Genomic DNA, 24,268 nt, shown 5'->3' on the forward strand with positions numbered 1-24,268 from the left:
CGTAGAGGTGTTTATGAATATTTGGACCAAATTAGCAATGTTTTCTTTTTTTGAAACGGATCGCTTGTATTTGCGTCCTTTCTTTTTTAGTGATAATCAGAACTTCCACGAGGTAGCTTCAAATCCAGAAAATCTTCAATTTATTTTCCCAACGCAGGCAAGTCTGGAAGAAAGTCAGTATGCACTTGCCAATTACTTTATGAAGTCCCCTTTGGGAGTGTGGGCAATTTGTGACCAGAAAAATCAACAAATGATTGGTTCTATTAAATTTGAGAAGTTAGATGAAATCAAAAAAGAAGCTGAGCTTGGCTATTTTTTGAGAAAAGATGCTTGGTCGCAAGGATTTATGACAGAGGTTGTTAGAAAAATTTGTCAGCTTTCTTTTGAAGAATTTGATTTAAAACAATTATCTATTATTACCCATCTCGAAAATGAAGCAAGTCAACGGGTTGCCCTTAAGTCTGGATTTCGATTGATTCGTCAGTTTAAGGGAAGTGATCGTTACACAAGAAAAATGCGGGATTATCTTGAATTTCGGTATGTAAAAGGAGAGTTCAATGAGTAAGCATCAGGAAATTCTAAGCTATTTGGAGGAATTACCAGTAGGTAAAAGAGTCAGTGTTCGTAGTATTTCCAATCATCTAGGAGTTAGTGATGGAACAGCCTATCGGGCTATTAAAGAAGCTGAAAACCGTGGAATTGTGGAGACCCGTCCTAGAAGTGGAACAATTCGTGTTAAATCCCAGAAAGTTGCTATAGAGAGATTAGCGTTTGCTGAAATTGCAGAGGTGACTTCTTCTGAGGTTCTGGCTGGGAAAGAAGGTTTAGAGAGAGAATTTAGTAAGTTCTCTATCGGTGCCATGACTGAACAAAACATCCTATCCTACCTTCATGATGGGGGACTCTTGATTGTCGGAGACCGGACCCGTATCCAATTACTAGCGCTGGAAAATGAAAATGCCGTTTTGGTTACAGGTGGTTTTCATGTTCATGATGATGTGCTTAAACTGGCAAATCAAAAAGGGATTCCTGTTCTAAGAAGCAAGCATGACACTTTCACTGTTGCGACTATGATCAATAAAGCCTTGTCAAATGTCCAAATCAAGACTGATATTTTGACAGTTGAGAAGCTTTATCGTCCAAGTCATGAGTATGGTTTTCTGAGAGAGACAGACACCGTTAAAGATTATTTGTACTTGGTACGCAAGAATCGTAGCAGTCGTTTTCCTGTTATCAATCAACATCAGGTTGTTGTTGGCATTGTAACCATGAGAGATGCTGGTGATAAGTCACCAAGTACCACAATTGACAAGGTCATGTCTCGTAGTTTATTTTTAGTTGGATTATCGACAAATATTGCCAATGTGAGTCAACGGATGATTGCTGAAGACTTTGAAATGGTACCGGTTGTTCGGAATAATCAAACCTTGCTTGGAGTTGTGACACGACGAGATGTCATGGAGAAGATGAGTCGTTCCCAAGTTTCTGCTCTACCAACTTTTTCTGAGCAGATTGGTCAAAAACTCGCTTATCACCATGATGAAGTCGTCATTACAGTGGAACCCTTTATGCTTGAGAAAAACGGTGTTTTGGCTAATGGTGTATTAGCGGAGATACTGACTCACATGACCCAAGATTTAGTTGTGAATAGTGGTCGCAATCTCATTATCGAGCAGATGCTCATCTACTTTTTGCAGGCTGTTCAGATAGATGATACACTGCGCATTCAAGCACGCATTATCCACCATACTAGACGGTCAGCTATTATTGATTACGATATTTATCATGGTCATCAGATTGTTTCAAAAGCAAATGTAACCGTTAAAATTAATTAGAAACTAGGAGAAAAAATGATAACATTAAAATCAGCTCGTGAAATCGAAGCTATGGATAAGGCCGGTGATTTTTTAGCAAGTATCCATATTGGCTTGCGTGATTTGATTAAGCCTGGCGTAGATATGTGGGAAGTTGAAGAATACGTTCGCCGTCGTTGTAAGGAAGAAAATTTCCTTCCGCTTCAGATTGGAGTTGACGGTGCCATGATGGACTATCCTTATGCTACCTGTTGCTCTCTTAATGATGAAGTAGCTCATGCTTTCCCTCGTCACTATATCTTGAAAGATGGTGATTTGCTCAAGGTTGACATGGTTTTGGGAGGTCCAATTGCTAAGTCTGATTTGAATGTCTCAAAATTAAACTTCAACAATGTTGAGCAAATGAAGAAATACACTCAGAGCTATTCTGGTGGTTTAGCAGACTCTTGTTGGGCTTATGCTGTAGGTACACCGTCCGAAGAAGTGAAAAACTTGATGGATGTAACTAAAGAAGCAATGTATAAGGGGATTGAGCAAGCTGTTATTGGGAACCGTATTGGTGATATTGGTGCAGCCATTCAAGAATACGCTGAAAGTCGTGGTTACGGTGTAGTGCGTGATTTGGTTGGTCATGGTGTTGGCCCAACCATGCACGAAGAACCAATGGTTCCTAACTATGGTATTGCTGGTCGTGGACTTCGTCTCCGTGAAGGAATGGTCTTGACTATTGAACCAATGATTAATACAGGTGACTGGGAAATCGATACAGATATGAAAACCGGTTGGGCGCATAAGACCATTGACGGTGGATTGTCATGTCAGTATGAACACCAATTTGTCATTACGAAAGATGGACCTGTTATCTTGACTAGCCAAGGTGAAGAAGGAACTTATTAATAAAAATTGAAAAGACTACTGGAAGTTTATTTTGATAAAAAATCCAGTAGATCTTTTCATAATAAAACGCATTGTATCAAGTGTTAGGGGCTGATATCATGCGTTTTTCTGACTTTAAGATTTTTTCCAACTCTGTTTGTAACCACATCATAACAGAGGGTCTAGGATTCAGGGCTCTCCTCCTATATACTATTAGTAAAGCAAAACTAGGGGAGAATATTTTAGTGTCGCAATCTATCGTTCCTGTAGAGGTTTTACGATATCGTTGTTTTGGTTTTAAAAAGAGAAATGGAATTCTGTTTAACGTTCGTATTGCCAATCTTAAATTTACCTTTTTTTATATTGATGTATTGAGCTAGTTCATGAAAAAATTAAGTGAAAAAGTCGAGTGTTTTAGAAACCTACAGTGTAGTATTCTAGTTTCAATCCGCTATATTTTGCTACTCCCCGTAAAGTTTCTATTTTCCCTGATTTCTGATATAATAGAAATATTGACTTCAAGAGTAAGGAAGAGAAGATGAACGCATTATTAAATGGAATGAATGACCGTCAGGCTGAGGCGGTGCAAACGACAGAAGGTCCCTTGTTGATTATGGCGGGGGCTGGCTCTGGAAAGACCCGAGTTTTGACCCACCGTATCGCTTATTTAATCGATGAAAAGCTGGTCAATCCTTGGAATATCTTGGCTATTACCTTCACTAACAAGGCTGCGCGTGAGATGAAAGAGCGTGCTTATAGCCTCAATCCAGCCACTCAGGACTGTCTGATTGCGACCTTCCACTCCATGTGTGTGCGTATTCTGCGTCGTGATGCAGACCATATTGGCTACAACCGCAATTTTACTATTGTAGATCCTGGTGAACAGCGAACTCTTATGAAACGCATTCTTAAGCAGTTAAACTTGGATCCGAAAAAATGGAATGAACGGAGCATCTTAGGAACTATTTCCAATGCTAAGAATGATCTGATTGATGATGTTGCCTATGCTGCCCAAGCTGGAGATATGTACACGCAAATTGTGGCCCAGTGTTATACAGCCTATCAGAAAGAACTGCGTCAGTCGGAGTCGGTTGACTTTGATGATTTGATTATGCTGACCCTGCGTCTCTTTGATCAAAATCCTGATGTCTTGACCTACTACCAGCAGAAATTTCAGTACATCCATGTTGATGAGTACCAAGATACCAACCATGCCCAGTATCAATTGGTCAAACTCTTGGCTTCCCGTTTTAAAAATATCTGTGTGGTTGGAGATGCGGACCAGTCTATCTACGGTTGGCGTGGTGCGGATATGCAGAATATCTTGGATTTCGAGAAAGATTATCCCCAAGCCAAGGTGGTTTTGTTGGAGGAGAATTACCGTTCCACTAAAACAATTCTCCAAGCGGCTAATGAGGTTATCAAAAATAATAAAAATCGCCGTCCCAAGAATCTCTGGACTCAAAATGCTGATGGGGAGCAAATCGTTTACTATCGTGCCGATGATGAGCTAGATGAGGCTGTATTTGTAGCCAGAACCATCGATGAACTTAGTCGCAGTCAAAACTTCCTTCACAAGGATTTTGCAGTTCTCTATCGGACTAATGCCCAGTCTCGTACTATTGAGGAAGCCCTGCTCAAGTCAAACATTCCTTATACCATGGTTGGTGGAACCAAGTTCTACAGCCGTAAGGAAATCCGCGATATTATCGCTTATCTTAATCTTATTGCTAATTTGAGTGACAATATCAGTTTTGAGCGCATTATCAACGAACCAAAACGTGGAATTGGGCCAGGTACTGTTGAGAAAATTCGTGACTTTGCAAATATGCAAAACATGTCTATGCTAGATGCTTCAGCCAATATCATGTTGTCTGGTATCAAGGGTAAAGTAGCCCAGTCTATCTGGGATTTTGCAAATATGATGTTAGATTTGCGAGAGCAACTGGACCACTTAAGCATTACTGAGTTGGTTGAGTCCGTCCTAGAAAAAACAGGTTATGTCGATATTCTTAACGCCCAAGCGACCTTAGAAAGCAAGGCTCGTGTAGAAAACATCGAGGAGTTCCTCTCTGTGACGAAAAACTTTGATGACACCTCTGATGGGCCAGAAGAAGAAACTGGTCTGGATAAACTGAGTCGTTTTTTAAATGACTTGGCCTTGATTGCGGACACAGATTCAGGTAGTCAGGAGACATCAGAAGTGACCTTGATGACCCTGCATGCTGCCAAAGGTCTCGAGTTTCCAGTTGTCTTTTTGATTGGGATGGAAGAAAATGTCTTTCCACTTAGTCGTGCAGCTGAGGATCAAGATGAATTGGAAGAAGAGCGTCGTCTAGCCTATGTAGGAATTACGCGTGCAGAGAAAATTCTCTATCTGACCAATGCCAACTCACGCCTGCTTTTTGGTCGTACCAACTACAACCGTCCCACTCGTTTTATTAACGAAATCAGTTCAGACTTACTTGAGTATCAAGGTCTGGCTCGTCCAGCAAATACAAGCTTTAAAGCATCATATAGTAGTGGTGGCCTTGCCTTCGGTCAAGGTATGAGTTTGGCGCAGGCCTTCCAAGACCGTAAACGCAGTGCGACCCCAAAAACTATCCAGTCAAGTGGCCTTCCGTTTAGTCAATTTACAGCTGGGGCAAAATCAGAGTCTAGTGAGTCAAATTGGTCCATTGGAGATATTGCTCTCCACAAGAAATGGGGAGAGGGAACTGTTCTGGAAGTTTCAGGTAGCGGTGCTAGGCAGGAATTAAAAATCAATTTCCCAGAAGTAGGTTTGAAAAAACTTTTAGCTAGTGTAGCCCCAATTGAGAAAAAAATCTAATTTTTCATCCTTCTCACGAATAATAAAGTGAGGAGGATTTTTATGTATAGTATTTCATTCCAAGAAGATTCACTATTACCAAGAGAAAGACTGGCCAAGGAAGGAGTAGAAGCGCTCAGTAATCAAGAGTTACTAGCTATTTTACTCAGGACAGGAACACGTCAAGCTAGTGTTTTTGAAATTGCCCAGAAAGTCTTGAACAATCTTTCAAACCTAACGGATTTGAAAAAAATGACCCTGCAGGAATTGCAGAGTCTGTCTGGTATTGGACGTGTTAAGGCCATAGAATTGCAAGCTATGATTGAACTGGGGCATCGTATTCACAAACACGAGACTCTTGAGATGGAAAGTATTCTCAGTAGTCAAAAGTTGGCCAAGAAGATGCAACAGGAATTAGGGGACAAAAAACAAGAGCACCTGGTGGCGCTCTATCTCAATACTCAAAATCAAATCATCCATCAACAGACCATTTTTATCGGTTCTGCCACTCGTAGTATCGCTGAGCCGCGAGAGATCCTTCACTATGCAATCAAGCATATGGCGACTTCTCTCATCTTGGTTCACAATCATCCTTCAGGAGCGGTAGCGCCTAGCCGAAATGATGATCATGTCACTAAACTTGTCAAAGAAGCCTGCGAACTGATGGGGATTGTCCTCTTGGACCATTTGATTGTCTCACAATCTAGTTACTTTAGTTACCGTGAAAAGACGGATTTAATCTAAAGTTCATTAACGACATAATCAAAGAGATTTTTATCCTTGGGACGATTTTCAAATAGAAATTCTGGATGCCATTGGACACCGAGAAAGGCGACATCATCCGTACTCATAACAGCTTCTATAATACCATCTTTAGGATCATGAGCCGCAATCTTTAAATTTGGTGCTAAATCCTTGATGCTCTGGTGGTGGAAGGAGTTGATATGGGAGATTTCTCCATAGATTTCTCGAAGAACAGTATTTGGTTCTGTCACCAAGCGTTGAGTTGTGTATTCGGCAGAACAATCCTGCCAGTGGTCTTCTATATCTTGGTACAAAGTTCCACCCATGGCAACGTTAAAAAGCTGAGTCCCACGACAGACAGAGAAAATCGGCTTTTGCTGTTTGATAGCTTCCTTGATGAGGGCTAGTTCGAATATATCTCTTTGAAGGTGGTAGTCATCGCTATCAATAGTTTTTGGTTCACCATAGAATTTTGGATCAACATTTTGCCCACCTGTCAAGATGAGCTTGTCAATCATACTGATATAGTGGCAGGCCATTTCTTGATCACCAATCGGTAGGATGATGGGAATCCCTCCAGCGTCTTTAACGCCTTCAACAAAGCCTTTTGCTGCGTAGCTCATCATGATGTCATCATCTGGATGAGTTTTTTCGTTTCCTGTAATCCCTATAACTGGTTTTTTCATAAAATGATTTTCGCTTTCTAATCCTCTTTTCTCATGAAATAGAGGAGGGTTTGGAGTTCACTTGTCAAATCGACATACTGAACGACCACGTCCTTTGGTAAATGCAGATGGACTGGTGAAAAACTGAGAATTCCTTTCACGCCAGCATCCACCAAGAGATTGGCAACCTCTTGTGACTTGACGCTGGGAACGGTCAGGATAGCAGTTTTGACATCAGCATCCTTGATTTTATCCTTGATTTGAGAAATTCCGTAAATGGGAATCCCATCAGGAGTTTGGCTACCGACTTCAGGATGGTCATCCAGGTCAAAGGCCATGATAATCTTCATCTTGTTACGCTCGTGGAAGCGGTAGTGGAGAAGGGCATGGCCCATATTTCCAATACCAACCAGCATGACATTGGTAATAGAGTTATCATTGAGTAAATCGGCAAAAAACGTCATCAGTTTTTTAACATCATAGCCAAAACCACGACGACCTAGTTCACCAAAATAGGAAAAATCCCGACGTACGGTCGCTGAATCAATACCGATAGCCTCTGCAATTTGCTTAGAGTTGGCACGTTCAATCTTTTCTGCATGAAATCTCTTAAAAATTCGATAGTAGAGAGAGAGTCTTTTCGCTGTAGCTTTTGGAATAGCAGACTGTTTATCTTTCACAAAATCACAACCTTTCTATTCTTCTATTTTATAGAAACATTGTGAAAAAATCAACAAAAACAAGAAAAAACTAAGAAAAATCTTAGTTTTGATGTAAAAAATCTGCATGTGATAGAAAACGGTAGAGGTCTCCGACCAGTCCTTGGTAAACTTCCTGCTCTTGAAAGGTCAAAGAAGTTACATAAAGTGTATCTGGCAGAGTCACACATCCTGATAGAGCCAGCATGAGAGCCTTGTAATCCTCATACTTGAGAGTGCGCTCTACATGATAGCTGTCCTTATAGGTCAGTTCAAACATATGGGACCTATCTTTCCGATTTTGTGAAGACACCACGTTCTACCAAGCTATCCATGAGGAAATAGAATTTTTCCTGATGAATGTGGTGGTCTTCTGATTTGAAAATATCAACCAGACGAAGGCCAAACTTGTCAGTGATATTGATTTTAGCCCCTGTAAGTTCCTTGTTAATGATGATTTTGAGTTGGAATCCTTCACCGCTGTTTGGCACTTTTTCCAAAAGGCGAGTCAGTTCATAGTTACCAACTTTTGTCTCAAAAAAGGTGTTATCTTTGAGGGTGAATTTTTTAACAGAAGGGCTAAGAGTGTAGTCGTAACGACAATTTTTTAACTGAATGGTTTTTTCAAATGCCATATGGCTAACCTCCGATAATTTCTTTTAAGTTTTTTGCGAGGGTTTGTAGGTCTTCAACGGTATTTTGTGGCGACAAACTGATACGAACGGATTCCTTCAAGCGTTCTGAATTTGCTCCGTACATAGCTTCAAGAACATGGCTGGATTGGACAATGCCTGCCGTACAGGCTGAGCCAGTAGAGATTGAAATTCCAGCTAAATCTAGACGAAGGAGTAAGAGGTCGTTTTTCTGGCCAGGAAATCCAATATTGAGGACATAAGGGAGATGATGGTCTCCTCTGTTCAAGTAATATTGAATACCCTCTAGCTCTGCCAGAAAGGCAGTTTCTAGATTTTGTACATGTTGAAAATGTTCTTCTTGCTGTTCTAGGTCCTCTTTTAGGGCTGCAATCATGCCTACGATAGCAGCTAAATTTTCAGTTCCTGCACGTTTTTTCTGTTCTTGGTCTCCGCCATGTAGATAGGAATCAAAATCCATGCTAGATGCGTAGAGAAAGCCGATTCCCTTAGGACCATGGAACTTGTGGGCAGAAGCAGTGAGAAAATCAATGCCCAATTCTTCTGGGTGTATAGGGATTTTACCAATAGCCTGAACTGCATCGACATGATAGGCGGCTGGGTGTTGCTTGAGTATTTGGCCAATTTCAGCAATGGGCAGTAGGTTTCCAGTCTCATTATTGGCAAACATGGTAGAAACCAAAATCGTATCGTCACGTAAGGCCTCTTGAATTTGCTGGGCTGTGATTTCTTGATTTTCTGGTTGAATAATGGTTGCTTCAAACCCAAAGTGTTGAACCAAGTAATCAATGGTTTCAAGGACAGCATGGTGTTCAATGGCAGTTGTGATGATATGTTTTCCTTGTTCTTGGTGACGAAGGCAGTAGCCAATGATAGCAGTATTGTTGCCTTCAGTCCCACCAGAAGTGAAAAAGATATGTTGAGGTTTTGTCCCCAGTAACTGGGCTAGTTCCTGACGGGCTTCTCGTAAGAGTTTACCAGCTTGACGACCATGACCATGAATACTAGAAGGGTTGCCGTAGGTTTCTTGCATCACCTTGGTCATAGCTGAAATAGCAACTGCTGACATAGGAGTTGTCGCAGCATTGTCCAAATAAATCAAAGAATCACCTTATTTCTTTTTGTTGTAGGCAAAGAGTGGGCTGACTGGTTTTCTTTCGTGGATACGGACGATGGCATCACCAATTAACTCACTAGCAGTGATGTAGCATACGTTTTTAGGAGTTTTTTCTTTTGTTGCTACTGAATCAGTCACAAGAATTTCTTTAATCTTAGTATTGTCAAGAAGTTCAGCAGCTCCTTCGACGAAGAGACCGTGGCTAGAAACAGCATAAATTTCTGTAGCCCCTTCACGTTCAACGATTTTAGCAGCTTCAGAGAAGGTACGTCCTGTATTCAGAATATCGTCAATTAAAATAGCTTTTTTACCTTCGACATCACCGATAATATATCCTTCGTTGCGAGTTGCATCGTCTTGAGGGTAGTCGATAATGGCGATAGGAGCATCAAGATACTCAGCCAAGCTACGAGCACGCTTCACACCTGAATTTTTAGGGCTAACGACAACAACATCTGAACCGAGTAGTCCCTTATCGCAGTAATGTTTTGCAAATAGGGGAACTGTGAAAAGATTATCCACTGGAATATCAAAGAAACCTTGAACCTGAACAGCATGCAAATCAAGAGTCAGGATACGATCAACCCCAGCCTTAACCAGCATATTGGCAACTAGTTTTGCTGTAAGTGGCTCACGAGGACAAGCAATGCGGTCTTGACGTGCATAGCCAAAATATGGAAGGACAACGTTGATACTGTGGGCACTTGCGCGCACACAAGCGTCGACCATGATTAACAATTCCATTAGGTGGTTGTTGACAGGGAAACTTGTTGATTGGATGATGTAAACATCATAACCACGGACACTTTCTTCAATATTCACTTGGATTTCTCCGTCTGAAAATTGACGTGATGATAGTTTTCCAAGTGGGACACCAACAGCTTCAGCAATTTTCTGTGCAATCTCTTGGTTAGAGTTGAGTGCGAAAAGTTTCATGTTTTTTCTATCTGACATTATAGACCGTCCTCTGTAAACTTTTTAAATCCTAGTGATATTTATCTTACATATATGAACTAGAACCTGTGTATTTTTATCTTTTCTATTTTACCAAAAAATGGAGATTATTTCAGCTATTTTTCATGCTTTTGACAAATCGAACCAATTTTGAAGGAGCTTTTTGATAGGAACTCTGATTTTCCTCTAAAAATTGCTGGAAATCCTGTTTGCCTTGCTCATGATTTTCCACTTCAAGCTCTAATTCATAATCTGTCATATCAAAGTACTGACTTTCATCCAGTGCCATGAGGCCAATAGCTGTTTGCATTTCATAGCGAAGTGTTGTTAGACAACCAAGAACCTGCCATTCACTAGTTTGGATACCATGTTTCGCCAATTCATCCAATACTATCCCTTGAGGAAATTCTTTCTTGCTCAGATAGTTTTCAGCATCTTTTAGTTGCAATTTTTGATTGTATTCCATGTTTCCAACACTCTGCGGGACTTTGAGTGTCAATTCTGCCCAGTCTTCAAAAGTTCGAATGCGCATAGCAACTTTCTTTTCTCGCAGCTCAAAATCAGGTGTGTCGATGTAGTAATTTTTTTGAAGAACAGGAGTGACACCTGTGAACTGGTCTTTTAGACGATCATACTCATCTTTTTTCAATAGTGTTTTCAATTCAATTTCTAAATGTTTCATTTTTCTTACCTTTTCTTTATCTATGAAAGCGGATTTTGGTATAAATAGTACACGTCTTCCTAATCCCTTGAAATCAGTGGGTTTCTAGCATGTCAACCAAAAGTGAATACGAGATTGAATACGACTCTACTTTTAGCTGGAGCGGATGAAATCTATGAGCTGCTCAACGACTTCAAAACGTTGATTATCATTGATGTGGGTATACATATCAAGAGTGGTTTGAACATTGTTATGACCTAATCTGTCTGAAATGATTTTGGCTGTAACACCTGCTTCAAAGAGGAGAGAAGCGTGTGTGTGCCTGAAACCGTGAGGAGTGATTTTTTTGACATCTTTATGTTCACAAAAGAATCTTCTAAGTCTCTCTTTCACAGCTGAAGGAGAAATCCATCCTCCGAAACTATTCGTAAAAATATAATTTGAATCATGTTTGTAAGGCACACTAGCCCGAAAATATTCTTTTATCTGCTGACGCTTCCAGAATTTCAATACATTCAGAGTTTCATCATCTAAGGTGATCACTCTCTTACTCTTTTTGGTTTTAGGGTCCTGAACAGTTTGTTTTTTATTAACAACGACAGCCGTACGAGAAATATCCAATCGTTTATTTTCAAAATCAACATCTGACCAGATGAGTCCGATAGCTTCTCCAGTCCTCAAACCAGTAAAAGCTAGTAAGTGATAAAAGGTATACTCTACAGGCTTACAATCTACTCTGCAAACTTTAAGAAACTCCGTTAGCTCCTGTTTTGTATAGTAGTTTTCTTTGGTCTTCAATGGCCTGTTTTTAGGCTTGATAATCTTATCTAATGGATTTGACTTAATAATGTCAATAGAAGTGGCATATTTGAAAATACGGCTGATTACAGAGTAGTAATTAGCATAGAGGATATAGCGATTACTTAGCTGGATAGTAATCTTTTGACAATAAGCTACACTGATCTGCTGAATTTTCATATCTGTAAAATACAAGTCAATCATAACATCAAGTTTTTTCTTAACGTTCTGATAGGTTGTTGGTTTTACAGTACTCTTATAGCTATCAAGCCATAATTCAGCGACTTCAGCGAATGTAGGGTTCTGGAAATATTCATTGTTTGAAAAACCATTTTCTTCAACGTCTAAGAGAAGGTCACGTTCGGCAGCCTTTGCCTCCTTTATGGTTTTAAAACCACGTCGTGTTGTGCGTTTTTCTTTTCCAGTAGCAGGGTCTATGCCCAGATATGTTTGAAAGAGATATCTAGTCTCTCCTTTTTTTGTAATGTATTTTTTTATCATAAAAAGTCCTTTCTTTTCGATTGCTTGCCCGCATAGTTGAAAAGGTGTAGAACTTATGATAAACTATAGTTGTATTTTTTTATCATCCTTTCCATTGCTTGCTAGATGGAAAGTTAAATCCTCACACTCAAAGTTTGGCGATGGCGAGTGTGGGGATTTTTTTGAGTTGTTTCCAAAATGGAAACAGTTGGCAGCTCGTCAGATAATAAAATAAGGTGTACCTCTTAGAAGTACACCAGACGATTTTATCCTTGACGAACAAGGCTTTTTTACATTCTTAGTGTATTTCTTTTTTTAATTTCTGTCAAACGTCAACTTATTTTAACGACTTATGTTTACTAGAATATGAAAAGAAAAGTAGCCGTATCAAATACGGCTACCATCACGATATGGATCTAAAATCCAAACCTAAACTTTATGGAGCTAAACTCCTGATAGCTGTATTGTAATATAATTTTCAAAAAATATCAATTTTGCACAATAGACTTCTTGGATATGGGGGACTATTGCCGAGTGCGGGGATTTTTTATATCACATTTGATAATAAAAGAGAATTTTCTAAGATATCTTTATGAGATAACAATATTATTTTATCTTTGCTATTTTCGTTAAATACCGCTTGGGTTTCTGCCACTTTATCAAATCTATGGTGTATATCGTCGACTACAGCAATATATTCAACGTTATCTTTATGGTTCTGTAAAATACGTGTATCCATTGCGAGTAATTTAGCCCTGTTGAGATCATTTCCGTTTGAAATAGTCCTTACAAGTCTTTCTTTTTTGATTGTGGGAATTGCGAAGTCAAATTGCACAGTTATCCCCTCTTTACCTGAATAAGACGGCCTTCTTGTAAAAAGAACCTCTCTCTGTACTAAGGTGTTTTCTATTTCGTCATGGAAAACATTTTTAATTGTTGTATCTCGTAAGACTATCATATCATTCACCTGCATAATAGTTTGGAGCAACCGTTGCTTTGCAAGTGGGAATTTTTCGAGGCTGGTTGTGATAAACAACTCTCCATTTTCAGCTCTCGTACCTAAATTGTTTACGATTGTATTTAGTAAGTTATTTTTGTATGTTGAACGATTTGAGAAACTAACGCCGTGACTTTTTAAATTGTTAATGGTCCATCCGTCATCTGTGAGTGTGACCCTACCATCTGATAAAAACTCAGCATATAGGATGATATGATCAAAATCATTATCTAAAAACGGTGTTCTAATTTCTACTATATTTTTCTCTAGATCATTGAACTTATACTCTTTTAATAACCAATCAAAATATATATTTTTTAGTGTATTTGAGTTATTCATCATCAGCCTCCGTCTTGATATGTGTATATTTGATGAATTCAGAAAATACGTCCACAATGTGAGTTAAATTAGGGAAGTCAGAATCTTCAAGCGGGATAGCAACTCTATCCTTTTTATCGTAGTGATTGGAGTATATATGAATGTGATTCCCCTCTACAATTGAGTCATCAGGATTCACATGTCTATTAGATGGATTAATGTCTACCCTAACTAAATGATTATGGGAATTTTTAAATCTAATATGAATGCTGTAGCGCTCAGGATTCATCCTTCCTCTGTATATGTGAAGTATATATTGAATGTCATCATCATCAATAATAGCTTCGTCTATATCTATTTTACCAAATAAAGACGAGATTGTAGTATGGATTTCATTAAAAGAAAGTTCGTTTTTGGGGTACTTCAGTTTGTTAATTAATTCTTGTACCTGCTGATCATTTAAGTCGTTGTAATTCATTTTTTCCTTATTCCCCTCTATACACCCCGACTACTGCATAGATCTTGATGTGTGTGTCTTCGGCTGGTGGGAAGTCTAGGATGATGTCTTCGTACTTGTCATTGAGTGATACGAGGCGTAAGCGTCCGTTTTCGGTATAGATCTTCTTAAAGTAAGAACGGTCTCCGTATGCGATAACTGCTAGGTCTCCGTTGTAGGTGGTCAGTCCTTTGTCTACTAAATAGAGAATGTCTCCGTCTTGGTAGTCAGGCTGCATGGAGTCTCCGCTGACCTTAGTCGCAATATCGTGATGTGGTGGTTGCTCGTCAACCTCTATAGTCTCTCTGTCTGTATCGTCGTACCCAAATCCATAGTTAAATCCAGAAGCCGCTGCCGTCTCAGATACAACCTCAACTTGATACAAGCTGATAACTTCCGACACTTCGTTTTTCTTCGCTTCTTCTTCGTTTATCTTCGTTTCTTCTTCGTTTTGCTCTGTGTACATCTCGCCGTTTGCTTTTTGTCTCTCCAGAAGCTCCTCAGAAGTCCGTAGGACGATTTTTTTATTATCTGGGGTTAATTGTACCACCTTGTCCGTTATCTGCTGTGTGAGCAAATCTGGGGACGCTGTGGGGGTGGTAACTTTAGAAAGACTAAATAGTTGTTGTGGCTCAACTTCGAGAGCAGCAGCATAAATTCTAATATCTGTTTCGTCTAATTGTCGTTTGCCGTTCTCATGATTGGATATAGTATTTTGTTTAAAACCAGTCAACTGTGACAATTCGTTTTGTGTCATTTTCTTAGATTTTCTGATTTCTTTAATAGAATTACCTAGTATATTCATAAACATTTCCTTTCTCTACCTATAATATATCACAATGAGATAAAAAAATAAATAAAAAAATCTCAAAAAGTGATAAAAAATCATTGACTTATATCTCAAAATGAGATATAATAGTCTTGTAAGGTTGAGAAAGGCAATCTTAAGACAAGGAAAACAACAGAAAGGATGGACTAAATGAAAAAGCACAAAAAGAAAAGACTTACCAATGAAGTCAAGATCGGTTTGATAATAGCCCTCATCAATCTAATCTCTGCACTGGTAAATCTTATATCAAAACTCTTCTAGGAAGAGAGTGGAAGGGGCGAAAGCCCCAACCACTATTGTGTAATTTCATTATAGCACAAGGTAGAAAAAATGCAAAACAAAACTGCTAAATTTATCACTTGGTCTTTGATTGCCTTAACTATTCTAGTTATCATTATTACTTGGCTTATATAAAGAGAGGAGAATTATTGTTGACAAATAAAGAGAAAATACGTTCTCAGTTTCTTCTTCCTAAAATTCGATTAAGGGAAGAACGTAGAAAAAGAGAGCTTACTACGTTATACATGGCGGACTTGATTGGGTTAAAAAATCGTCGTCAGTATGAACTTAAAGAAAAAGGTCAGTTTCCTTTTCAGGATTATGAAATGGCAATTATTGCTAATAAATTCGGAATGAGTGAAACTGACTTATTCTTCAGTTAAAAATATCTCAAAAAGAGATAAAATAAACAAAAGTCAAGAAGGTCAAACTTTTTCAAAATCGATAGAATTAATTCTATCAAAACTGTTGACAAGTACCAACAGTTTTGAAAAGACCTATTAGTAGAAAGGAAGAAGTCGATGTATGGAGCGAAAATGAGGGAGCTGAGAACGGCTCAAAAGCTGGGCTTGCGTGAGCTTGCCAAGCGAACCTTGATAGACTACACAACCTTGTCACGGATCGAGAACGACCTGAAGGCAGTGACGCTGTCGCAGGCGGTGGTCATTGCCAAGGCGCTAGGGTGTAGGGTAGAAGATATGTTGTAGGAGGGGATACTATGAACAACGCAGCGCAAAAAGTAACACGGATTGACAAAGATGCCTGGGAGATCGCTACGGAGCTGGCGAACGAATACGGCGTATCTATTTGTCACATCATCAGCGAGAGCGTCCGCTACTGTGCAGAGAATGCTGAATTTAAGGAGATGGACGTTGTCGTTAAACGATTGGTAGTCGGCAGTAAGGTGCTGGAGTAGGAGGGGAAGAGATGAATGCAAATGTAAATGTATTTTATGAATTAACTTGTAAAGACTTGAACGAAGCGATTGACGCAAAAAATAAAATCATCGCCAATACACTTGACGATGAAACTGTTGAGATAAAAATTGAATTCTTACGTGATGTTTGAACTGTAAAATCGCTCGGAGATGGTTCTATCGTAGATCGCGTAATAGAGCCATGGTCGATTGTCTGATAGCTGTAGCTGGAGAATCGCTTTTATTGCTCTCGTTTACAGTGTAGAACATTGCAGATGCCAATGTAGCATCAAGTACAAACTTGTTTATATATTTGTGTTTCTTGCTATCGGAGTAAGTAATTGTCAGTGTAATTCGACCTTTATAATCTGGGTCTATTGATGATGTAAATTTTTGTCCTGGGGCAATCATATTTCCGATAAGTGAGTTGAAGCGGTGTACAGAATTCAATGGATCCAATTCGCCATCTATCTGAATATTATCTATATATGCTGGAGTTTGGCCAAAGTTTTTAAAAACAAAGGTACGTTGTTGATTTTTAACTGCATAGACATCTACATAAACATTAATATAAGGCTTTGCCATATCCTCTGTAGCTTTCTTTGTTTGCCAGAGTGAAATGGTATTAAAAACAAAACCGATAACTGCAATTATTACTGTGATATAGAGTGTCCAAATCTGGACATTATCATTGGTGATTTGTGGCATTAGATCACTTCCTTTCTGCTTTTATTATAGCAAAAAGGGGAGAAGAATAGGAAGGAAAGAGATATGAGCAACCTATCAAAAAATTTACTACCAAATACCGAATTTAGAAAGGAATATTATGAACGAAATTTTTAATTTTCACGGGCAGGAAGTCCGTACTTTGACAATTGATGACGAGCCGTGGTTCGTTGGGAAAGATGTTGCAGACATCCTAGGATATAGCAAGGCTAGAAATGCGATTGCTCTTCACGTTGATGAAGAGGACGCCCTAAAACAGGGCATCCCTACTAGTGGTGGAACACAGGATATGTTGATCATCAACGAATCTGGTCTCTACTCTCTTATCTTATCCAGCAAGTTGCCTCAAGCTAAGGAGTTCAAGCGCTGGGTGACATCAGAGGTCTTGCCAGCTATTCGTAAGCAGGGCGGATTTATTCGCGAGGATTTGGACGAGGATGCTTTTATCGCTCTCTTCACTGGCCAGAAGAAATTGCGTGAGCAACAGACGACCATGCTGGAGGATATTGACTACCTCAAGAGTGAGCAACCGATTCATCCAAGCTATGCTCAGTCGCTCCTGAAGAAGCGTAAGGCTAGGGTTGTGGCTTGCCTGGGTGGCATTGATAGCCCAGCTTATGCGGATAAGATTTTTGCTCAGTCGGTATTTAGACAAGCTGAGATTGACTTTAAAGACCACTTCAACATTAGTCGCTATGACTTGCTACCCAAGAAGCATGCGGATGCCGCTCTAGCTTACTGGATGACGTGGGAGCCAAGCACCAATACCAAGATGAAAATCATGGAACTGAACGCATTTAGTCAAGCGTAGGGAGGGAAAGAAAATGAGACCAAGACGATATCCGTATAGTGGGAAAAGAAAAAAGCAATCTGATAGACAGATTGCTAAGTTAAAAAGAGATATTGATGTAAATCGTACAAATATATCATCTTTAAAATTCGTTATAGAAACTTTAAGTAACCATCAGATTGCTAAGTTAAAAAGAGATATTGATGTAAATCGTACAAATATATCATCTTTAAAATTCGTTATAGAAACTTTAAGTAACCATCAGAATTATCGATAACTTGATAACCTTGAGCAGTTGCTTCTTCGATAATTTCAGTTTTAGACATTTCAAAATCAGATAACTGAATTACTGCGCTAGGTTTATCAGTAGTCGACTCTGAAAAATTAGATAATAGAATATTATCGAGATTTTCCCAGGTTAGTTTCTTAACAACGTGGTTTGGCTTATGGCTAAGCTTACTCATTTTTTGAACCTCCTTTCTGTTAAATTTTTGACTAAAACGGTGAGAGGTCCTAGTCAAGAGTATTATAGCAATTTAGGAGGATATTACATCAGTCTCAAGACCGATGTAGGAGGTTGAATGGAAGACAAAATCATCGAACTTGCTGATTACTTCATCAGTGAATCTACAACGTACAGAGAAGCTAAGATAGCATGTGAGAAGCTATTTAGACAAGTCAGCCATGAGATAGAACTCAGGGCGATGGAAAGTAAAACTTTTTAAACAAAAAAGCACCTAACGGCAATCAGGCGCATACTAAAACAATTTAAACCATTATATCACAAAAATGCTTGCCCGCATAGTTGAGAGGATGTAGAAAATGGAAGGTATAACGTTACAATTACGATTAGACGGCGAAAGTGCTGAATTGTTCACAAATCAATTATTGGCTTTTGCTGAAAAGCAGGTCAAGGAGCAGTTAGAGAATGATCGCATGCCAATCAATCAACAGGCTTTGATGGAGAAGTTTGGCTTCACTCATAGCTATATTAAGAAGTTAGAACGTAAAGGATTGAGATTTCGTAAGCAAGGGAAATATATTATGTACGATATTAATGATGTTTATGAGATTTTGGAATTAGAGAAAGAAGTACGAAAATTAAGAGCATAAGGAGAGAGAAAAATGTTTGAACCACCGATTTTAGACCAGTTGATGGGTGTTGGAGCCTTGCTGATTGGATTTGCAGGGGCTTATCGTCATATCAAACTGCAAGAAAAACGAGAGGAAGAAGAGAGACGAGAAGAGCAAGAATTTGCGTCTATGATTATCCAAGTGCGTAATCATGCATATGAACGTGGTAGAGAGGACAAATGGCAAGAAATTCGCAAGAATATCCGTAGAGAGTTCAAAGGATTCACATATGACAACGAACCGCCTGTAGGCTTGCGTCCTGAGCCGTTAGCTTTGCCAGAACCTAAACAGTCTGCAATCAGACTTTTGTAATGATGAGGTCAGGAAATGGAAGAATTGATTGAATCGCTGGATAACCTGATTATGATTGTTAAAGAACTGGAAGGAAGGGAATCAACTTCAAGACATTTTATTACGACATGGGAAAACGATTATAAAAATCTATTACTAGTCAAAGAATACCTAACAGACTATAAAAAACTAGCTAAGGACTATCGTGATGTGGAGCTTAAAAATAAGCTGCTAAAGATTGAAAAAATGGAGCTGGAAGGCAGGTACATCTATGAGGATATGCGAATGAAGTATCGCGCTAACCGTAGGAAGTGGGGTGCTAGGTATGTCTGAAATTAAGTGGATAAAAATCACAACCGATATTTTTGACGATGAAAAGATTTGCCTGATTGATGCCTTGCCTGATCCTGATGCCATCTTAGTGATATGGTTCAAGATTTTGACACTTGCTGGAAAACATAACAGTAATGGTTTGTTGATGATGACTGATAAGGTTCACTATACAGATGAAATGTTAGCTACTATTTTTCGTAGACCATTGAATACAGTAAGAATGGCTATTGGAGTTTTTGAACAGTTTGGGATGATTGAGATTATCGATGGTATTATTAGCTTGCCAAATTGGGAAAAACATCAAAACGTTGACGGAATGGAGAAAATAAAGGAACAGACACGCAACCGTGTAGCCAAATACCGTAAAAAACAGAAAAATCTTGCTCTTGGTAACGTTACAGGTAACGTTACAGTAACGGACGGTAACGCACTAGAAGAAGATAAAGATAAGAATAAGAATAGATTAGATAAAGATAAGAATAAGAAAAGAATAACTACTACTAATAGTAGTGGTGGTCAAGAAAATATTTTAGAACTTTTTCAATCTGAGTTTCGTAGACTCTTATCTGGATTTGAAATTGAAGAAATCAACCATCTACTAAATGAGAATGATGTGAATTTGGTAAAGGAAGCACTGAAGACTGCTATTAACTCAGGAAAGCCGAACATCAAATATATTGGTGGGATTTTAAGAAATTGGCAGATGAACAATGTTACCACTGTTGAACAGGTTCGTCAATCGGAAAAGAAGAACAAGGATAAGAAAGAAGAACAGGAGGCCAAGGACGAATGGGGGTACTAGAACTAATTGAACAATTCGAGATTGACTATTATCCGTTAAGCTACGAGAAGAAAACTCTTTTAGCCAACCAACCAATTCATCAAGTGGTTGCCTGCTTGTCTGAAATGGCTAGCTGGCATAAATGTGGAGGTCGTCTGTCATGGTAGACAATGTGTTTGAGGAGATTGCCTTATCTTATCACAGGAATACAGAACAACAAGATGAGTTTTGCGAAAAGCATAACATTCCTTTGATAAAGATATTGCGGACTGAGAGTGTTGTATGCCGCATGTGTGAATCTGAGCGGATCCATGAGGAGAATCAAGCAAGAGTGAATGAACTGGCCGACGCTGAGAATGAGCGAGAGAGGAAATACTATCTTGAGAAGTTTTCTCTTTATGATGAGGTTTTGAAAAATGCGACTTTGGACAACTTTGAGACACCCACTGAAAAAGAAGCAGAAAAGCTAGCTTTTGCAAAGAGGATTTGTCGTGAGTGGTCTGAGGGGGCTAGGAACAACATCGTGTTACAAGGAGAAGCTGGAACTGGTAAGAGCCATTTGGCCTTTGCGATGGTTAAGGCTCTATCTGAGTACACGAAAGAGATTGCGATTTTTATCAATGTGACGGACTTGTTGATGAAGATTAAAGCTGATTTTAGTCAGGAAGAGTTTCTGGTCAATAAAATTGCCAGTGCTAAGTTCTTGGTCTTGGATGATTTGGGCATGGAAAAGGATAGTGAGTGGTCGTTTACTATTCTCTACAATATCCTGAATAAGCGTTCAAATACAATTATTACCACCAATTTGATTTCTGCTGATATTCAGAAAAGATATGGCAGACCCTTTATGTCCAGACTGATGAAGGGTGTGGATAAAGACCATTTGATGGTTTTCAACGACTTGACAAACAAGCGGAAGCACTATTTTTAGAATGGAGGTGGCTGATGTTTATTTTAAGACATGGAACAAGAGAGGATAAGCCCTTTCTGAGATCCGTGGTTATCGGAGTGACCGGCTTGGACATTTCATATTCTGAGGAGAAGAAAGCCATGCGGTTTGTTTCTCGTGGGGTAGCCGTACAGGTTGGAAAGGCTTTGAGGGGTTCCTTTGGGAACTTTTACCCTGTTGAGGTGGAGTGATGAAAGATATCAGAATACTAGATGCTTGCTGTGGCTCTCGAATGTTTTGGTTTGATAAAAATGAACCACACACAACATACATGGATAGACGTGAAGAGGAATTTGAGATTCACAAAAAGAAAATCAATGTTAAGCCAGACATTGTTGCAGATTTTCGAGATATGCCATTTGATGATGAAACATTCAACCTTGTTGTATTTGATCCACCACACCTTTTATGGGCTGGCCAGAAATCATTCATGCGTGCGCAATATGGACAACTAGACTTGTTGACTTGGAGATTAGATTTACAACAAGGTTTTGAAGAATGTTTTAGGGTTTTGAAAACAGGAGGAACACTTATTTTCAAGTGGTCTGATGCTCAAGTAAATGTTAAGGAAATTTTGGAATTAGTCCCACAACAACCACTTTTTGGGCAACAGCGTGGGACAACTCACTGGATGGCTTTTATGAAATTTTAGGAGGTATTGATGCTAAATCTTTACTTCGTCTACAACGGGCACTGCAAGTTTTACCTTGGGATGTTTGACAATGTCGATGATCTCATTGAGCAAATGGAAGATCATCAGTGGGCTTTCTCGGCTATCACTCAGCCAAGGTTTCAGAAGCACATTGGTCAGCGGACGACACGGTTTGACTATGGTGCGAAGGATTGTTACTATTTAGCAACTTTTTCAGGAGGATAAGAAAATGATTGAACTTATTAAAGAATTTGGCATGGCTATTCTATGGCTATTTCTCGGCTACTTAATCGGAGAACGTGCAGCAAGAAAGGACAAGAAAGATGATCAATAATGTTACGTTAGTGGGGCGCTTGACGAAAGACCCTGAATTGAAATATACACCGTCGAATGTGGCAGTCGCTACCTTTACTCTTGCAGTCAATCGGAACTTCAAGGGAGCCAACGGCGAGCGAGAGGCGGACTTCATCAACTGTATGATGTGGCGTAAGCAGGCGGAGCTATTCGCAGAATGGTGCAAGAAGGGTAATCTGGTCGGTGTGACGGGTCGCATCCAGACAAGGAACTATGAGAATCAGGAGGGGCGCAGGGTCTATCTGACTGAGGTGGTCGCAGATGGTTTTGAGCGACTTGAAAAGCGTGATGATACTGCTAACCGTTCGAATATTGAGGAACAAATGCCAGGATACGCCCTTGAGGAAGATGATTTTCCGTTTTAGTGGGAGGTAAGAAATATGGTTGGAGTAACCTATCAGGAAATTCATCTCTTTGTTGAGTTTTTGAAAAAGCAGTATGGGCAAGGGCGTCCAGACTATATTGAAGCCCTGAACGACTTAGACGGTATGGCGGAAGTCTCCTATAGAGAAGCTATTGAAAGATTTTTAGACGATGAATTACGATAAACAGGTAGTAATCGAAGGACTGAAACGCACAATTGAGCAAAATGAAGAGAAGATAATCGAGTATTCGAAACCGTGCGATGCACGCAAGAGACGGATTAGAGCGCTGGAGCGCGATTTGTTGAAGAAAAAGAATAAAGAATTGAGGAAAAAAGTGGAGGAGTTGGAAGATGAAATATAAAGTGACAGAATACCATTCAGATTTTCAAGAAGAACAGACTGGCACTTGCGAATTGTGTTTTGGTACAGCGTGGGTTGAAAATGGTTCAATAACGGTTGAAGATGAAAATGGAACTGAAACAGAAATTTATTTAACTGTTTGGGATTGGGGCGATTACGACACAATCTACATTGATAATGTGGTTAATTTCTCAGCTTGGTTGCAAGAAAGGGAAGTTGACCCAATCGTTGAAGAAACCGAACGTTGGTCGTGGTTGCATGAATTGGTAGAAAAATATAATGAGGAGTTGGAAGATGATGGAAGATTTAAAGCAAAAAGTTAATGAAGTATACAACTGGACGGTAGAAGACGGGAAGCCGCAACCTCCCAAGCAAGATTTACCACAAGCGGTGAAAGACCGGGCGGACTATTTTTGGGAAATGGCAGAAGATGGTATGACGTTTATGGGAGCGATGGAATGCATCTTCGCTGATGAAAAGCCTACCGACTATGATTTGGGAGCTACTAAGGGTTGGTTGCCAAAATCTAAGGAGTTTGATGATTGGATTGGCTATTCACCAGGCATGTCTCAGGTAGTTATTGCAGTTTATTTGATTTATGGAGGAAACTAAGATGAATATTAAGGCATTGATTAAGAAGTACGAAGCGGTTGAATGTGTTGTAGGTATTGTTAGCGGAAAAACTATTCTAAAAACCGTTCTAAGAGACTTGAAACAACTAGACGAACAAAAATCAGTCAAAGTTCCGCAGTTTGTGGCTGAATGGATTGAGGAAGCTAGAAAAGCTTGTAAAGACGTGGCAGAATTATTCGAATTTGATTTCACGAACGATGAAGTTAGGAAATGGTTTATGCAAGAAAGACCATTTGATTTAGTTGCTCGTGCATGGCTTGACGGCTACGAGGTCGAGGAAGAGAAGCGGTATATTGTTAGTCTGAATAATGGGCAACCTTTGACTAAAACGCAATCAGGGAAGGTTCTTTATTTTAACCAAAATATAATTACTGGAAATTATAAATTCACCCGCAAAGAACTTGAAGAAGCTGGTTTCGGCTGGGTGTTCGATTGCCCAGGGATTGAGATTGAGGAGGTGGAGTGATGATACAAACGCTTGAAGAAGGAATGAAGAATCAAAGTAAACGCATAAAAATCCCAATGGAAATTAGACCGTTTGATGTTGGTTATCGAATAGTAAATAAACACGGTCAAGCGCTGGCCCTAAAAAACGGAGCAAGCATATTCGCTTTACCTTCGCTGGCCGAAAAAGCGATAAAGAAAGAGTTTAGTAAAAATGACCCAGACTTTGACATTGAAAAGCATTTTGTTGAAGAGGTCGCTATTGTCAATTTAAGTAAATTTCATAGTTATTTTGAGGAGGTGGAGTGATGGAAATAGAGAAAGTCAAACAATGGTTTATTGACCGTGAAAA

40 protein-coding genes are annotated in these 24,268 nt (G+C 39.4%); 27 read left to right on the forward strand and 13 right to left on the reverse strand.

The window, feature by feature from the left end; all coding sequences use genetic code 11:
- The first annotated feature begins 13 nt into the window (after positions 1-13).
- The 5 genes from HT687_RS04795 to radC all read left to right on the forward strand — a co-directional run bounded on the left by HT687_RS04795 (position 14) and on the right by radC (position 6,243).
- Positions 14-565: a GNAT family N-acetyltransferase gene (locus tag HT687_RS04795; protein ID WP_023935880.1), complete on the forward strand. Its 552-nt coding sequence runs from the start codon at positions 14-16 to the stop codon at positions 563-565.
- Positions 558-1,835 (forward strand): CBS-HotDog domain-containing transcription factor SpxR, encoded by a 1,278-nt coding sequence (gene spxR, locus HT687_RS04800; protein WP_000033818.1) that lies wholly within the window; start codon positions 558-560, stop codon positions 1,833-1,835. The genes HT687_RS04795 and spxR overlap by 8 nt, the downstream gene beginning before the upstream one ends.
- Before the next feature lie 15 nt (positions 1,836-1,850).
- On the forward strand, positions 1,851-2,711 hold the full coding sequence (locus tag HT687_RS04805) for a methionyl aminopeptidase (RefSeq protein ID WP_000631540.1): 861 nt from the start codon (positions 1,851-1,853) through the stop codon (positions 2,709-2,711).
- A gap of 517 nt (positions 2,712-3,228) precedes the next feature.
- Complete coding sequence (gene pcrA, locus HT687_RS04810) at positions 3,229-5,520, forward strand: DNA helicase PcrA (protein WP_000992846.1); 2,292 nt, start codon at positions 3,229-3,231, stop codon at positions 5,518-5,520.
- A 42-nt stretch (positions 5,521-5,562) separates the two neighbouring features.
- A complete protein-coding gene (radC, locus tag HT687_RS04815; RefSeq protein ID WP_023935879.1) occupies positions 5,563-6,243 on the forward strand; it encodes a DNA repair protein RadC in 681 nt (226 codons plus the stop codon).
- Here radC and HT687_RS04820 read toward each other — a convergent pair.
- The 11 genes from HT687_RS04820 to HT687_RS04870 all read right to left on the reverse strand — a co-directional run bounded on the left by HT687_RS04820 (position 6,240) and on the right by HT687_RS04870 (position 14,885).
- Positions 6,240-6,929: a gamma-glutamyl-gamma-aminobutyrate hydrolase family protein gene (locus tag HT687_RS04820; RefSeq protein WP_023935878.1), complete on the reverse strand. Its 690-nt coding sequence runs from the start codon at positions 6,927-6,929 to the stop codon at positions 6,240-6,242. The genes radC and HT687_RS04820 overlap by 4 nt on opposite strands.
- A gap of 17 nt (positions 6,930-6,946) precedes the next feature.
- Positions 6,947-7,588, reverse strand: coding sequence for a redox-sensing transcriptional repressor Rex (locus HT687_RS04825; protein WP_000653414.1), 642 nt, complete (start codon positions 7,586-7,588; stop codon positions 6,947-6,949).
- Between the two features lie 82 nt (positions 7,589-7,670).
- Positions 7,671-7,886 (reverse strand): DUF4649 family protein, encoded by a 216-nt coding sequence (locus HT687_RS04830; protein WP_023935876.1) that lies wholly within the window; start codon positions 7,884-7,886, stop codon positions 7,671-7,673.
- A gap of 7 nt (positions 7,887-7,893) precedes the next feature.
- Positions 7,894-8,241 (reverse strand): DUF1831 domain-containing protein, encoded by a 348-nt coding sequence (locus HT687_RS04835; protein WP_000863540.1) that lies wholly within the window; start codon positions 8,239-8,241, stop codon positions 7,894-7,896.
- Between the two features lie 4 nt (positions 8,242-8,245).
- Positions 8,246-9,361 (reverse strand): cysteine desulfurase family protein, encoded by a 1,116-nt coding sequence (locus HT687_RS04840; RefSeq protein ID WP_023935874.1) that lies wholly within the window; start codon positions 9,359-9,361, stop codon positions 8,246-8,248.
- A 9-nt stretch (positions 9,362-9,370) separates the two neighbouring features.
- Complete coding sequence (locus tag HT687_RS04845; RefSeq protein ID WP_001283809.1) at positions 9,371-10,330, reverse strand: ribose-phosphate diphosphokinase; 960 nt, start codon at positions 10,328-10,330, stop codon at positions 9,371-9,373.
- A 112-nt stretch (positions 10,331-10,442) separates the two neighbouring features.
- Entirely contained in the window at positions 10,443-11,012 is a 570-nt protein-coding gene (locus HT687_RS04850) for a CYTH domain-containing protein (RefSeq protein ID WP_000681274.1), read from the reverse strand.
- Between the two features lie 132 nt (positions 11,013-11,144).
- Positions 11,145-12,290: a site-specific integrase gene (locus HT687_RS04855; RefSeq protein WP_138704923.1), complete on the reverse strand. Its 1,146-nt coding sequence runs from the start codon at positions 12,288-12,290 to the stop codon at positions 11,145-11,147.
- A 526-nt stretch (positions 12,291-12,816) separates the two neighbouring features.
- Positions 12,817-13,605 carry a DUF1828 domain-containing protein gene (locus tag HT687_RS04860; RefSeq protein ID WP_023937089.1) on the reverse strand — a complete coding sequence of 263 codons (789 nt, stop codon included), beginning with the start codon at positions 13,603-13,605 and terminating at the stop codon, positions 12,817-12,819.
- Positions 13,598-14,062: a hypothetical protein gene (locus HT687_RS04865; RefSeq protein WP_031233729.1), complete on the reverse strand. Its 465-nt coding sequence runs from the start codon at positions 14,060-14,062 to the stop codon at positions 13,598-13,600. Before HT687_RS04865 ends, HT687_RS04860 begins: the two co-directional genes overlap by 8 nt.
- Positions 14,063-14,069: 7 nt before the next feature.
- On the reverse strand, positions 14,070-14,885 hold the full coding sequence (locus tag HT687_RS04870) for an XRE family transcriptional regulator (RefSeq protein WP_138704924.1): 816 nt from the start codon (positions 14,883-14,885) through the stop codon (positions 14,070-14,072).
- A gap of 455 nt (positions 14,886-15,340) precedes the next feature.
- Between HT687_RS04870 and HT687_RS04875 the strand changes: the two genes are divergently transcribed.
- From HT687_RS04875 to HT687_RS04890, 4 genes are all read left to right on the forward strand, one after another.
- The gene (locus tag HT687_RS04875; protein WP_023938094.1) at positions 15,341-15,571 is read left to right on the forward strand and encodes a hypothetical protein; all 231 of its coding nucleotides are present in this window, start codon (positions 15,341-15,343) and stop codon (positions 15,569-15,571) included.
- Between the two features lie 138 nt (positions 15,572-15,709).
- Complete coding sequence (locus HT687_RS04880; protein ID WP_000274132.1) at positions 15,710-15,895, forward strand: helix-turn-helix transcriptional regulator; 186 nt, start codon at positions 15,710-15,712, stop codon at positions 15,893-15,895.
- Positions 15,896-15,906: 11 nt separating this feature from the next.
- Positions 15,907-16,104: a hypothetical protein gene (locus HT687_RS04885; protein ID WP_001057654.1), complete on the forward strand. Its 198-nt coding sequence runs from the start codon at positions 15,907-15,909 to the stop codon at positions 16,102-16,104.
- A gap of 11 nt (positions 16,105-16,115) precedes the next feature.
- The gene (locus HT687_RS04890) at positions 16,116-16,256 is read left to right on the forward strand and encodes a hypothetical protein (RefSeq protein WP_000993373.1); all 141 of its coding nucleotides are present in this window, start codon (positions 16,116-16,118) and stop codon (positions 16,254-16,256) included.
- Positions 16,257-16,281: 25 nt separating this feature from the next.
- Here HT687_RS04890 and HT687_RS04895 read toward each other — a convergent pair whose 3' ends face one another.
- The gene (locus tag HT687_RS04895) at positions 16,282-16,812 is read right to left on the reverse strand and encodes a hypothetical protein (protein ID WP_001135684.1); all 531 of its coding nucleotides are present in this window, start codon (positions 16,810-16,812) and stop codon (positions 16,282-16,284) included.
- Positions 16,813-16,930: 118 nt separating this feature from the next.
- Here HT687_RS04895 and HT687_RS04900 point away from each other — a divergent pair, with 118 nt between their 5' ends.
- Positions 16,931-17,641: an ORF6C domain-containing protein gene (locus tag HT687_RS04900; protein WP_001002355.1), complete on the forward strand. Its 711-nt coding sequence runs from the start codon at positions 16,931-16,933 to the stop codon at positions 17,639-17,641.
- 218 nt (positions 17,642-17,859) lie between these two features.
- On the opposite strand, the gene HT687_RS04905 is transcribed toward HT687_RS04900, so the two are convergent.
- Positions 17,860-18,084 carry a hypothetical protein gene (locus tag HT687_RS04905; RefSeq protein ID WP_000040988.1) on the reverse strand — a complete coding sequence of 75 codons (225 nt, stop codon included), beginning with the start codon at positions 18,082-18,084 and terminating at the stop codon, positions 17,860-17,862.
- A gap of 117 nt (positions 18,085-18,201) precedes the next feature.
- Between HT687_RS04905 and HT687_RS04910 the strand changes: the two genes are divergently transcribed.
- The 17 genes from HT687_RS04910 to HT687_RS04990 all read left to right on the forward strand — a co-directional run bounded on the left by HT687_RS04910 (position 18,202) and on the right by HT687_RS04990 (position 24,225).
- On the forward strand, positions 18,202-18,345 hold the full coding sequence (locus tag HT687_RS04910) for a hypothetical protein (protein ID WP_166736997.1): 144 nt from the start codon (positions 18,202-18,204) through the stop codon (positions 18,343-18,345).
- Positions 18,346-18,442: 97 nt separating this feature from the next.
- On the forward strand, positions 18,443-18,733 hold the full coding sequence (locus HT687_RS04915; protein WP_000398533.1) for a hypothetical protein: 291 nt from the start codon (positions 18,443-18,445) through the stop codon (positions 18,731-18,733).
- Between the two features lie 12 nt (positions 18,734-18,745).
- A complete protein-coding gene (locus HT687_RS04920) occupies positions 18,746-19,066 on the forward strand; it encodes a hypothetical protein (protein ID WP_138704925.1) in 321 nt (106 codons plus the stop codon).
- 15 nt (positions 19,067-19,081) lie between these two features.
- Positions 19,082-19,378, forward strand: a complete 297-nt coding sequence (locus HT687_RS04925) for a hypothetical protein (RefSeq protein ID WP_000391808.1) — start codon at positions 19,082-19,084, stop codon at positions 19,376-19,378.
- Positions 19,371-20,180, forward strand: a complete 810-nt coding sequence (locus tag HT687_RS04930) for a phage replisome organizer N-terminal domain-containing protein (protein WP_054388386.1) — start codon at positions 19,371-19,373, stop codon at positions 20,178-20,180. Before HT687_RS04925 ends, HT687_RS04930 begins: the two co-directional genes overlap by 8 nt.
- Complete coding sequence (locus HT687_RS04935) at positions 20,168-20,326, forward strand: hypothetical protein (RefSeq protein ID WP_166728327.1); 159 nt, start codon at positions 20,168-20,170, stop codon at positions 20,324-20,326. Before HT687_RS04930 ends, HT687_RS04935 begins: the two co-directional genes overlap by 13 nt.
- Positions 20,320-21,090, forward strand: coding sequence for an ATP-binding protein (locus tag HT687_RS04940; RefSeq protein ID WP_000228206.1), 771 nt, complete (start codon positions 20,320-20,322; stop codon positions 21,088-21,090). The genes HT687_RS04935 and HT687_RS04940 overlap by 7 nt, the downstream gene beginning before the upstream one ends.
- Positions 21,091-21,104: 14 nt before the next feature.
- Complete coding sequence (locus tag HT687_RS04945) at positions 21,105-21,299, forward strand: hypothetical protein (RefSeq protein ID WP_023937071.1); 195 nt, start codon at positions 21,105-21,107, stop codon at positions 21,297-21,299.
- Positions 21,299-21,760, forward strand: a complete 462-nt coding sequence (locus tag HT687_RS04950) for a methyltransferase domain-containing protein (RefSeq protein WP_023937069.1) — start codon at positions 21,299-21,301, stop codon at positions 21,758-21,760. The genes HT687_RS04945 and HT687_RS04950 overlap by 1 nt, the downstream gene beginning before the upstream one ends.
- Before the next feature lie 9 nt (positions 21,761-21,769).
- Positions 21,770-21,985: a hypothetical protein gene (locus tag HT687_RS04955; protein ID WP_050261588.1), complete on the forward strand. Its 216-nt coding sequence runs from the start codon at positions 21,770-21,772 to the stop codon at positions 21,983-21,985.
- 98 nt (positions 21,986-22,083) lie between these two features.
- Positions 22,084-22,479 carry a single-stranded DNA-binding protein gene (gene ssb, locus HT687_RS04960; RefSeq protein WP_000609557.1) on the forward strand — a complete coding sequence of 132 codons (396 nt, stop codon included), beginning with the start codon at positions 22,084-22,086 and terminating at the stop codon, positions 22,477-22,479.
- 15 nt (positions 22,480-22,494) lie between these two features.
- Positions 22,495-22,662, forward strand: a complete 168-nt coding sequence (locus tag HT687_RS04965) for a hypothetical protein (RefSeq protein ID WP_000233205.1) — start codon at positions 22,495-22,497, stop codon at positions 22,660-22,662.
- Positions 22,649-22,840, forward strand: a complete 192-nt coding sequence (locus HT687_RS04970; RefSeq protein ID WP_001105094.1) for a hypothetical protein — start codon at positions 22,649-22,651, stop codon at positions 22,838-22,840. Before HT687_RS04965 ends, HT687_RS04970 begins: the two co-directional genes overlap by 14 nt.
- Entirely contained in the window at positions 22,830-23,162 is a 333-nt protein-coding gene (locus HT687_RS04975; RefSeq protein ID WP_023937066.1) for a hypothetical protein, read from the forward strand. The genes HT687_RS04970 and HT687_RS04975 overlap by 11 nt, the downstream gene beginning before the upstream one ends.
- A complete protein-coding gene (locus tag HT687_RS04980) occupies positions 23,134-23,451 on the forward strand; it encodes a hypothetical protein (protein WP_000969625.1) in 318 nt (105 codons plus the stop codon). Before HT687_RS04975 ends, HT687_RS04980 begins: the two co-directional genes overlap by 29 nt.
- A 1-nt stretch (position 23,452) precedes the next feature.
- The gene (locus tag HT687_RS04985) at positions 23,453-23,938 is read left to right on the forward strand and encodes a DUF1642 domain-containing protein (protein WP_001021761.1); all 486 of its coding nucleotides are present in this window, start codon (positions 23,453-23,455) and stop codon (positions 23,936-23,938) included.
- Positions 23,938-24,225: a hypothetical protein gene (locus tag HT687_RS04990; protein WP_100103978.1), complete on the forward strand. Its 288-nt coding sequence runs from the start codon at positions 23,938-23,940 to the stop codon at positions 24,223-24,225. Before HT687_RS04985 ends, HT687_RS04990 begins: the two co-directional genes overlap by 1 nt.
- Positions 24,226-24,268 lie beyond the last annotated feature (43 nt).

This window comes from Streptococcus sp. 1449 (assembly GCF_013276805.1).
GTDB classification, from domain to species: domain Bacteria; phylum Bacillota; class Bacilli; order Lactobacillales; family Streptococcaceae; genus Streptococcus; species Streptococcus pseudopneumoniae.

Bases quoted from the DNA above. Each gene is read 5' to 3' on its own strand.
- HT687_RS04795 (WP_023935880.1), top strand. From the start codon at position 14: ATGAATATTTGGACCAAATTAGCAATGTTTTCTTTTTTTGAAACGGAT.
- spxR (WP_000033818.1), top strand. From the start codon at position 558: ATGAGTAAGCATCAGGAAATTCTAAGCTATTTGGAGGAATTACCAGTA.
- HT687_RS04805 (WP_000631540.1), top strand. From the start codon at position 1,851: ATGATAACATTAAAATCAGCTCGTGAAATCGAAGCTATGGATAAGGCC.
- pcrA (WP_000992846.1), top strand. From the start codon at position 3,229: ATGAACGCATTATTAAATGGAATGAATGACCGTCAGGCTGAGGCGGTG.
- radC (WP_023935879.1), top strand. From the start codon at position 5,563: ATGTATAGTATTTCATTCCAAGAAGATTCACTATTACCAAGAGAAAGA.
- HT687_RS04820 (WP_023935878.1), bottom strand. From the start codon at position 6,929: ATGAAAAAACCAGTTATAGGGATTACAGGAAACGAAAAAACTCATCCA.
- HT687_RS04830 (WP_023935876.1), bottom strand. From the start codon at position 7,886: ATGTTTGAACTGACCTATAAGGACAGCTATCATGTAGAGCGCACTCTC.
- HT687_RS04835 (WP_000863540.1), bottom strand. From the start codon at position 8,241: ATGGCATTTGAAAAAACCATTCAGTTAAAAAATTGTCGTTACGACTAC.
- HT687_RS04845 (WP_001283809.1), bottom strand. From the start codon at position 10,330: ATGTCAGATAGAAAAAACATGAAACTTTTCGCACTCAACTCTAACCAA.
- HT687_RS04850 (WP_000681274.1), bottom strand. From the start codon at position 11,012: ATGAAACATTTAGAAATTGAATTGAAAACACTATTGAAAAAAGATGAG.
- HT687_RS04855 (WP_138704923.1), bottom strand. From the start codon at position 12,290: ATGATAAAAAAATACATTACAAAAAAAGGAGAGACTAGATATCTCTTT.
- HT687_RS04860 (WP_023937089.1), bottom strand. From the start codon at position 13,605: ATGAATAACTCAAATACACTAAAAAATATATATTTTGATTGGTTATTA.
- HT687_RS04865 (WP_031233729.1), bottom strand. From the start codon at position 14,062: ATGAATTACAACGACTTAAATGATCAGCAGGTACAAGAATTAATTAAC.
- HT687_RS04870 (WP_138704924.1), bottom strand. From the start codon at position 14,885: ATGAATATACTAGGTAATTCTATTAAAGAAATCAGAAAATCTAAGAAA.
- HT687_RS04880 (WP_000274132.1), top strand. From the start codon at position 15,710: ATGTATGGAGCGAAAATGAGGGAGCTGAGAACGGCTCAAAAGCTGGGC.
- HT687_RS04885 (WP_001057654.1), top strand. From the start codon at position 15,907: ATGAACAACGCAGCGCAAAAAGTAACACGGATTGACAAAGATGCCTGG.
- HT687_RS04890 (WP_000993373.1), top strand. From the start codon at position 16,116: ATGAATGCAAATGTAAATGTATTTTATGAATTAACTTGTAAAGACTTG.
- HT687_RS04895 (WP_001135684.1), bottom strand. From the start codon at position 16,812: ATGCCACAAATCACCAATGATAATGTCCAGATTTGGACACTCTATATC.
- HT687_RS04900 (WP_001002355.1), top strand. From the start codon at position 16,931: ATGAACGAAATTTTTAATTTTCACGGGCAGGAAGTCCGTACTTTGACA.
- HT687_RS04905 (WP_000040988.1), bottom strand. From the start codon at position 18,084: ATGAGTAAGCTTAGCCATAAGCCAAACCACGTTGTTAAGAAACTAACC.
- HT687_RS04910 (WP_166736997.1), top strand. From the start codon at position 18,202: ATGGAAGACAAAATCATCGAACTTGCTGATTACTTCATCAGTGAATCT.
- HT687_RS04915 (WP_000398533.1), top strand. From the start codon at position 18,443: ATGGAAGGTATAACGTTACAATTACGATTAGACGGCGAAAGTGCTGAA.
- HT687_RS04920 (WP_138704925.1), top strand. From the start codon at position 18,746: ATGTTTGAACCACCGATTTTAGACCAGTTGATGGGTGTTGGAGCCTTG.
- HT687_RS04925 (WP_000391808.1), top strand. From the start codon at position 19,082: ATGGAAGAATTGATTGAATCGCTGGATAACCTGATTATGATTGTTAAA.
- HT687_RS04930 (WP_054388386.1), top strand. From the start codon at position 19,371: ATGTCTGAAATTAAGTGGATAAAAATCACAACCGATATTTTTGACGAT.
- HT687_RS04935 (WP_166728327.1), top strand. From the start codon at position 20,168: ATGGGGGTACTAGAACTAATTGAACAATTCGAGATTGACTATTATCCG.
- HT687_RS04940 (WP_000228206.1), top strand. From the start codon at position 20,320: ATGGTAGACAATGTGTTTGAGGAGATTGCCTTATCTTATCACAGGAAT.
- HT687_RS04945 (WP_023937071.1), top strand. From the start codon at position 21,105: ATGTTTATTTTAAGACATGGAACAAGAGAGGATAAGCCCTTTCTGAGA.
- HT687_RS04950 (WP_023937069.1), top strand. From the start codon at position 21,299: ATGAAAGATATCAGAATACTAGATGCTTGCTGTGGCTCTCGAATGTTT.
- HT687_RS04955 (WP_050261588.1), top strand. From the start codon at position 21,770: ATGCTAAATCTTTACTTCGTCTACAACGGGCACTGCAAGTTTTACCTT.
- ssb (WP_000609557.1), top strand. From the start codon at position 22,084: ATGATCAATAATGTTACGTTAGTGGGGCGCTTGACGAAAGACCCTGAA.
- HT687_RS04965 (WP_000233205.1), top strand. From the start codon at position 22,495: ATGGTTGGAGTAACCTATCAGGAAATTCATCTCTTTGTTGAGTTTTTG.
- HT687_RS04970 (WP_001105094.1), top strand. From the start codon at position 22,649: ATGAATTACGATAAACAGGTAGTAATCGAAGGACTGAAACGCACAATT.
- HT687_RS04975 (WP_023937066.1), top strand. From the start codon at position 22,830: ATGAAATATAAAGTGACAGAATACCATTCAGATTTTCAAGAAGAACAG.
- HT687_RS04980 (WP_000969625.1), top strand. From the start codon at position 23,134: ATGATGGAAGATTTAAAGCAAAAAGTTAATGAAGTATACAACTGGACG.
- HT687_RS04985 (WP_001021761.1), top strand. From the start codon at position 23,453: ATGAATATTAAGGCATTGATTAAGAAGTACGAAGCGGTTGAATGTGTT.
- HT687_RS04990 (WP_100103978.1), top strand. From the start codon at position 23,938: ATGATACAAACGCTTGAAGAAGGAATGAAGAATCAAAGTAAACGCATA.